Source organism: Aeromicrobium sp. Leaf272, from assembly GCF_001422865.1.
In the GTDB taxonomy this organism is placed as follows: domain Bacteria; phylum Actinomycetota; class Actinomycetes; order Propionibacteriales; family Nocardioidaceae; genus Aeromicrobium.
In genome coordinates, this window is record NZ_LMMY01000010.1 from 1 (window position 1) to 5,288 (window position 5,288).

Annotated in this window: 6 protein-coding genes; all 6 read left to right on the forward strand. The window is 70.2% G+C overall.

Annotation, left to right across the window (positions count from 1 at the left end; translation table 11 throughout):
• The first annotated feature begins 173 nt into the window (after window positions 1-173).
• On the forward strand, window positions 174-563 hold the full coding sequence (locus tag ASF38_RS05225) for a hypothetical protein (protein WP_055968638.1): 390 nt from the start codon (window positions 174-176) through the stop codon (window positions 561-563).
• Window positions 564-576: 13 nt separating this feature from the next.
• Entirely contained in the window at window positions 577-1,212 is a 636-nt protein-coding gene (locus ASF38_RS05230) for a hypothetical protein (RefSeq protein ID WP_055968640.1), read from the forward strand.
• A 3-nt stretch (window positions 1,213-1,215) separates the two neighbouring features.
• On the forward strand, window positions 1,216-1,635 hold the full coding sequence (locus ASF38_RS05235; RefSeq protein ID WP_056574225.1) for a DUF3592 domain-containing protein: 420 nt from the start codon (window positions 1,216-1,218) through the stop codon (window positions 1,633-1,635).
• 22 nt (window positions 1,636-1,657) lie between these two features.
• On the forward strand, window positions 1,658-2,935 hold the full coding sequence (locus tag ASF38_RS05240) for a hypothetical protein (RefSeq protein WP_055968644.1): 1,278 nt from the start codon (window positions 1,658-1,660) through the stop codon (window positions 2,933-2,935).
• 134 nt (window positions 2,936-3,069) lie between these two features.
• The gene (locus tag ASF38_RS05245) at window positions 3,070-4,383 is read left to right on the forward strand and encodes a hypothetical protein (protein ID WP_055968646.1); all 1,314 of its coding nucleotides are present in this window, start codon (window positions 3,070-3,072) and stop codon (window positions 4,381-4,383) included.
• Between the two features lie 192 nt (window positions 4,384-4,575).
• The coding region (locus tag ASF38_RS17915) for a hypothetical protein (protein WP_162237309.1) at window positions 4,576-5,288 on the forward strand (713 nt) is incomplete at its 3' end.

Sequence of the window (5,288 nt, forward strand, 5' to 3'; positions counted from 1 at the left end):
AACCCCGGCGAGATCACCGGCAAGATCCAGGAGAAGATCTCCGAGATCCTCAACGCCGGCTGACACCAGCCCATCGGGACGGGGAGAGCGCGGCAGCTGCCGGCTCTCCCCTCCTGACGTCCCTCTCGCCACGACCACGACCCTGCGGGGTCGCCCTCTTCCTAGGAGCCACCATGCGACCGATGATCGTCCTCGGCACTGCCTTGACGGCCGGTGTCCTGACCATGGTCGCCGCGGTCATCGCAGGTGTGGTCGCCGTCGACCAGGCCTCGGTCACCAGCGGCGTCATCACGCGCAGCTTCCTCGTCATCGCCGCGCTCGCCGTGACGGCCTTCATCTGGTGGACCCGCATGCGCCCCGACGACGCCCCCGAAGGTCTGTTCCTGGGCCTCGTCATCGGCTGGGTCTTCAACTTCTCCAGCTGGGCTGGGGCGTCGTTCGCCGGGCAGCTCGTCAGCGACCTCCCTCTGGCGGCCGCGCTCGTCGACCTCGTCCTGTGGGCCGGTGTCGCCTTCCTCCTCGTGCTCGCGCTGAGCCGCACCAGCGGCAACGCGGTGCGATGAGACGATGAGTCCCATGAACCTCCGACTCGCTGCCGCACTCGTCGCGACCGCCTTCGCCCTGAGCGCCTGCTCGGGCTCCGACTCCGACTCCGAGGGAACCGCCACCGTGCCCGACGACCAGGTCATCCAGCCCGCCGACGGCACTCCGTCCGGTTTCACCGAGACGGACCTGGGCGCCGTCAGCATCGCCGTTCCCTCGGACTGGGACAAGCAGCCCGAGGCCCAGCCCGCCGACAACATCACGTCCACCGTCTGGCGCGGCCAGGTCCAGGACGGCATCGCCACCGGCGGCGTCGACGTCCGGGTCATCACCGACCCGCAGCAGCCGGCCGACAAGGCGGCCCAGGCCCTCGCCATCTCGGCCATGGCCACGCTCGGCGGACGCAACATCGAGCCGCAGGAGATCGTCTGGCCGAAGGCCTCGAGCGCCTACTTCCTCGAGTACGAGGCTCAGGCGCCGATCCCCACCGCCTCTCCGTCGGCCTCCGCCTCGCCCGCCGTGACGCCCGAGCTGGCCACGCGCACGCTGGTCCTCGACCTGGCGGACGGCACCCAGGTGCAGGTCACCGCGTTGTCCGCGGACTCCGAGGACGTACCCGCCGAGGTCCTGTCGACCGTCGTCGTCAAGGCCGAGGCCTCCAAGGGCTGACCCGTGTCCGATGCCGCGCTCGCGCCCGTCCTCGCCGCAGGGATCCCGGCACTGCTCGGGACCGTGTTCCTGACGATCGGCATCGTCCGCACCCGGATGATGCGCGGGTGGACACGGACGACGGGGGTGGTGGTCGATCGGCGGACGGGCCGCGCCGACCGCGGCACGACCTCCATCTACCCCACCTTCCAGTGGCAGGACCAGCAGGGCGAGGTGCACCAGCACACCTCGTCGGTCAAGCAGTCACTCGGGCCCTCGCCCGGGACGGCCGTGCCCGTCCTCTACGACCCCCAGCGACCCTCGCGGGGCGCCATCGACACGTTCGTCCAGGGTGGCCGGATCTTCGTCTACATCGGAGCCGGGCTGCTGGTCGTCGCCCTCGTCGCACTGGTCCTCGTCTCCAGCATCGTCATCTCCCTCTGATCCCCACGGACAGGTCTCACCCATGTTGCTCTCGCCCCGACGCCCCGACCGCGGTCAAGGCTCCCTCGAGATGGTCGGCGTCATCATCCTCGCGTCGATCCTCGTCCTCGCCACCACGGGCGCGATCGTGCAGACCAGCCCACAGCTCAAGTCGGAGGTCTCGTACCGGATCTGCCAGATCCTGAACTTCGCCGGCGGCGGCAGCTGCGAGGCGCCCGGGGAGGCCGAGGTGCCCAGCCCGGAGGACCGGCTGCCCGACGACCCGTGCCTGGCCGGCTCGACGAGCACGGAGGCGAGCGTGGGCGGCTCGTTCACGTTCTTCACCGGCAACGCGGGCAAGAAGTACATGGTCGAGGAGATGTCGGACGGCTCGTTCAAGGTGACCGAGGTCGACTCCGGGGGCCTGGGGGTGACGGCGGGCGTCGGCGCCGAGAACACGGTGACGATCGACGGCGTCGACTACGGCTACGGTGCGTCCGCCGACGCCTCGGCCCTCCTGGCCGGCGAGAAGGGCAACACCTGGTACGCCAAGGACCAGGACGAGCTCGACGACCTGATGAGCACCATGACCAAGGGCAAGGTCGTCGACGCGGTCGCGCCCAAGAAGATCCTCGGGCTCGTGCCCAACCCGATCAACAGCGTCGCGAAGGACCTCGTCGGCGGCGACCTGCCCGATCCGGACGAGCAGTTCATCGAGGGCGGCATCGAGGGCGAGGCCGGGGCCTCCGCCACCGCGATCGTGGCGGGCGCCGGGGCGGACGTCTCGCTGGGCGGCTACCTCGGAGGCAAGAAGACGCCTGACGGCTACACCGCCTACTACCGGACCGAGCTCGAGGGCAGTGCGTTCGGCACCCTCCTCGTCGCCGAGGGCCAGCTCAACGGCAAGGTCGACGGCCTCATCGAGATCAACACGGACTCGAGCGGCAAGCCCACGTCGGTCAAGGTCACCTCCGGCATCGCCGGCAAGGCGGACATCCAGTACACGACCGAGGGCGACGCGGACCAGTACACCGAGGTCACCGTCGAGATCCCGCTCACCGGTGACGTCACGGAGGACGCTCGCGTCCTCGCGATGCTCGGCAACCCGCTGACCGCGGACGACTTCGTCCGGGAGGCGCAGGAACGCGGCACGGTCACGCGCAGCGTCTTCGAGGACGACTCGAACACCTACGGCTACAGCGGCGAGGCCGGTCTGGGCCCCAAGATCGGCATCGACATCTCCGGCGACCTGACCACGCGCGACCTCCAGGAGGCGCAGTACTGGGACGGCACCCGCATGGCCGACCGCCCGGACTGCTGACGGGTGGGTCGCGGGCGCCGATCTGGGTCCACCTAGGGCCCGTACCGGGCCCACGGGCCCGGGTGTGACAGGGCAGGAGGTCCCTATCCTGGCGTTGCTCCTCTCCCCCCAACACCACTCGACAGGTCGTCACCATGTTCCTCAAGCGGCGCTCCGAGCGCGGTCAGGGCTCACTCGAGCTGGTCGGCGTGATCGTCCTGGCCTCGATCCTCGTGCTGGCCACCACCGGCACGATCGTCCAGACCAGCCCTCAGCTCAAGGCCGAGGTGTCCTACCGGATCTGCCAGATCCTCAACATCGCCGGCGGCGGGGACTGCGAGGCCCCGGACGCCCCCCGGTCCCCCGAGGACCGACTGCCGGACGAGCCGTGCGTCGTGGGATCCCAGCAGGGCAGCGTCGAGGTGACGGGTGCGTTCGTCGTCTCCGTGACGGCGGGCAAGCAGCTGCTCATCGAGGAGCTCTCCGACGGGACGTTCCGCGTGACCGAGGTCGACCTCGGCAAGGTGGGCATCGGTGTCGGGCCGGGACTCGACGTGAGCGTGACTCTCGACGGCAAGAAGTACGGCGCCGTGGCCATCGCCACGGCCGACGCGATCCTCGCCGGCCAGACCGGACGCACGTGGAACGCCGACGACCAGGGAGAGGTCGACGACATCCTCAACGGCCTCATCGCCGAGGAGGTGCTCGACACGGTCGCTCCCGACCTGCCCGGCCCGAAGGACATCCCGATCGTCGGCGGTCTTCCCGGCATCCGCGACATCGGCGGTCCGCCGAACCCCACCCGCGCGATCCTCGAGCAGATCATCGGCGACCTGCCCGAGCCCGACGAGGAGTTCGTCGAGGGCGGGCTCGAGGGCAACGCCGGAGCCTCGATCTCGGGCATCACCGCCGGCGCGGGCGGCGAGGTCAACCTCGGCGTGTACCTCGGCGCCAAGAAGACGAAGGACGGCTACACGGCCTACTACAAGGGCAAGGTCGGCGGCAGCGTCTTCGCCACCGCCGGTCTCGACGACGCGTCGGCAGGAGCCTCGGGCGAGGCGCTGTTCGCGGTCAACCTCGACAAGGACGGCAAGCCCGAGAGCGTCACGCTCACCACGGGCTACACGCTGGCCGCCGAGACGGGCGACCTCGGCTCCAACACCGACGACCAGAAGTACGTCGAGACCCAGATGAACGTCCCCCTGACGGGCAACGCGCTCGAGGACGCCCAGATCCTGGCCGAGATGACCAACCCGGCCATGCTGCAGAGCTTCATCGACCGGGCCAAGGAGGACGGCACGATCACCCGGAACACCTACTCCCAGGACCCGAACACCTATGGGCTCACGATCGGAGGGTCCCTCATCGGCGACTACGGCGGATCGGTGAAGGGCGACTTCACGACCCGCGAGCTCGAGGACTCCCAGTACTGGGACGGCAACGCGCTCGTGGACCGCCCCGACTGCTGAGCCTCGAAGCACGGCACCCGCGACGGCGGCGTCCTTCCCGCAGAGGGAGGGGCGCCGTCGTCGCGCCGCGCGGGGCCCTCGTGGGCTGGGCCCTCGATGGGACCCGGCGGGGTCCCAGGGCCCGGGCGCCCGAGTCGCCGGGCTTCCTACGCTCGCGGCACCCCCCCGGATCTCACCTGACAGGCCCTCGACATGTTCCTTCGCACCCGCCGCTCCGAGCGCGGCCAAGGCTCCCTCGAGATCGTCGGCGTCATCGTGCTCGCCTCGATCCTCGTGCTCGCGACCACGGGCACGATCGTCCAGACCAGCCCGCAGCTCAAGGCCGAGGTGTCCTACCGGATCTGCCAGATCCTGAACATCGCCGGCGGCGGTGACTGCGAGCCGCCGCGCGAGACCCCCACACCCGAGGAGCGCATCCCCGACGCCCCGTGCGTGGTGGGCTCGGACAAGGGCAGCGTCAAGGTCACCGGGTCCTTCATCGTGACCGTCGCCGTCGGCAAGGAGCTGCTCGTCGAGGAGCTGTCCGACGGGACGTACCGCGTCTCCGAGGTCGACCTCGGCAAGGTCGGGATCGGCGTGGGGCCCGGCATCGACGTCAGCGTGACCCTCGACGGCAAGAAGTACGGCGCCGTCGCCTCGGCCACCGCCGAGGCCCTCCTCGCCGGGCGGACCGGTCGGACCTGGTACGCCGACGACGAGGCGGGGGTCGACGACATCCTCAACGGGCTCCTGGCCGACCAGATCAAGGACTCCGTCGCCCCCGAGATCCCCGGTCCGGCCGACGTCCCGGGCATCAACAAGATCCCCATCCTGGGCGACATCGAGGGCCCGCCCAACCCGCTGAACAGCCTGCTCGACCAGTTCGTCGACGGCGTGCCCGACGCCGACGAGGAGTTCGTGGAGGG

What these genes read in the sequence shown, in the direction of transcription:
- ASF38_RS05225 (WP_055968638.1), top strand. Translation starts at nt 174, where the DNA reads ATGCGACCGATGATCGTCCTCGGCACTGCCTTGACGGCCGGTGTCCTG.
- ASF38_RS05230 (WP_055968640.1), top strand. Translation starts at nt 577, where the DNA reads ATGAACCTCCGACTCGCTGCCGCACTCGTCGCGACCGCCTTCGCCCTG.
- ASF38_RS05240 (WP_055968644.1), top strand. Translation starts at nt 1,658, where the DNA reads ATGTTGCTCTCGCCCCGACGCCCCGACCGCGGTCAAGGCTCCCTCGAG.
- ASF38_RS05245 (WP_055968646.1), top strand. Translation starts at nt 3,070, where the DNA reads ATGTTCCTCAAGCGGCGCTCCGAGCGCGGTCAGGGCTCACTCGAGCTG.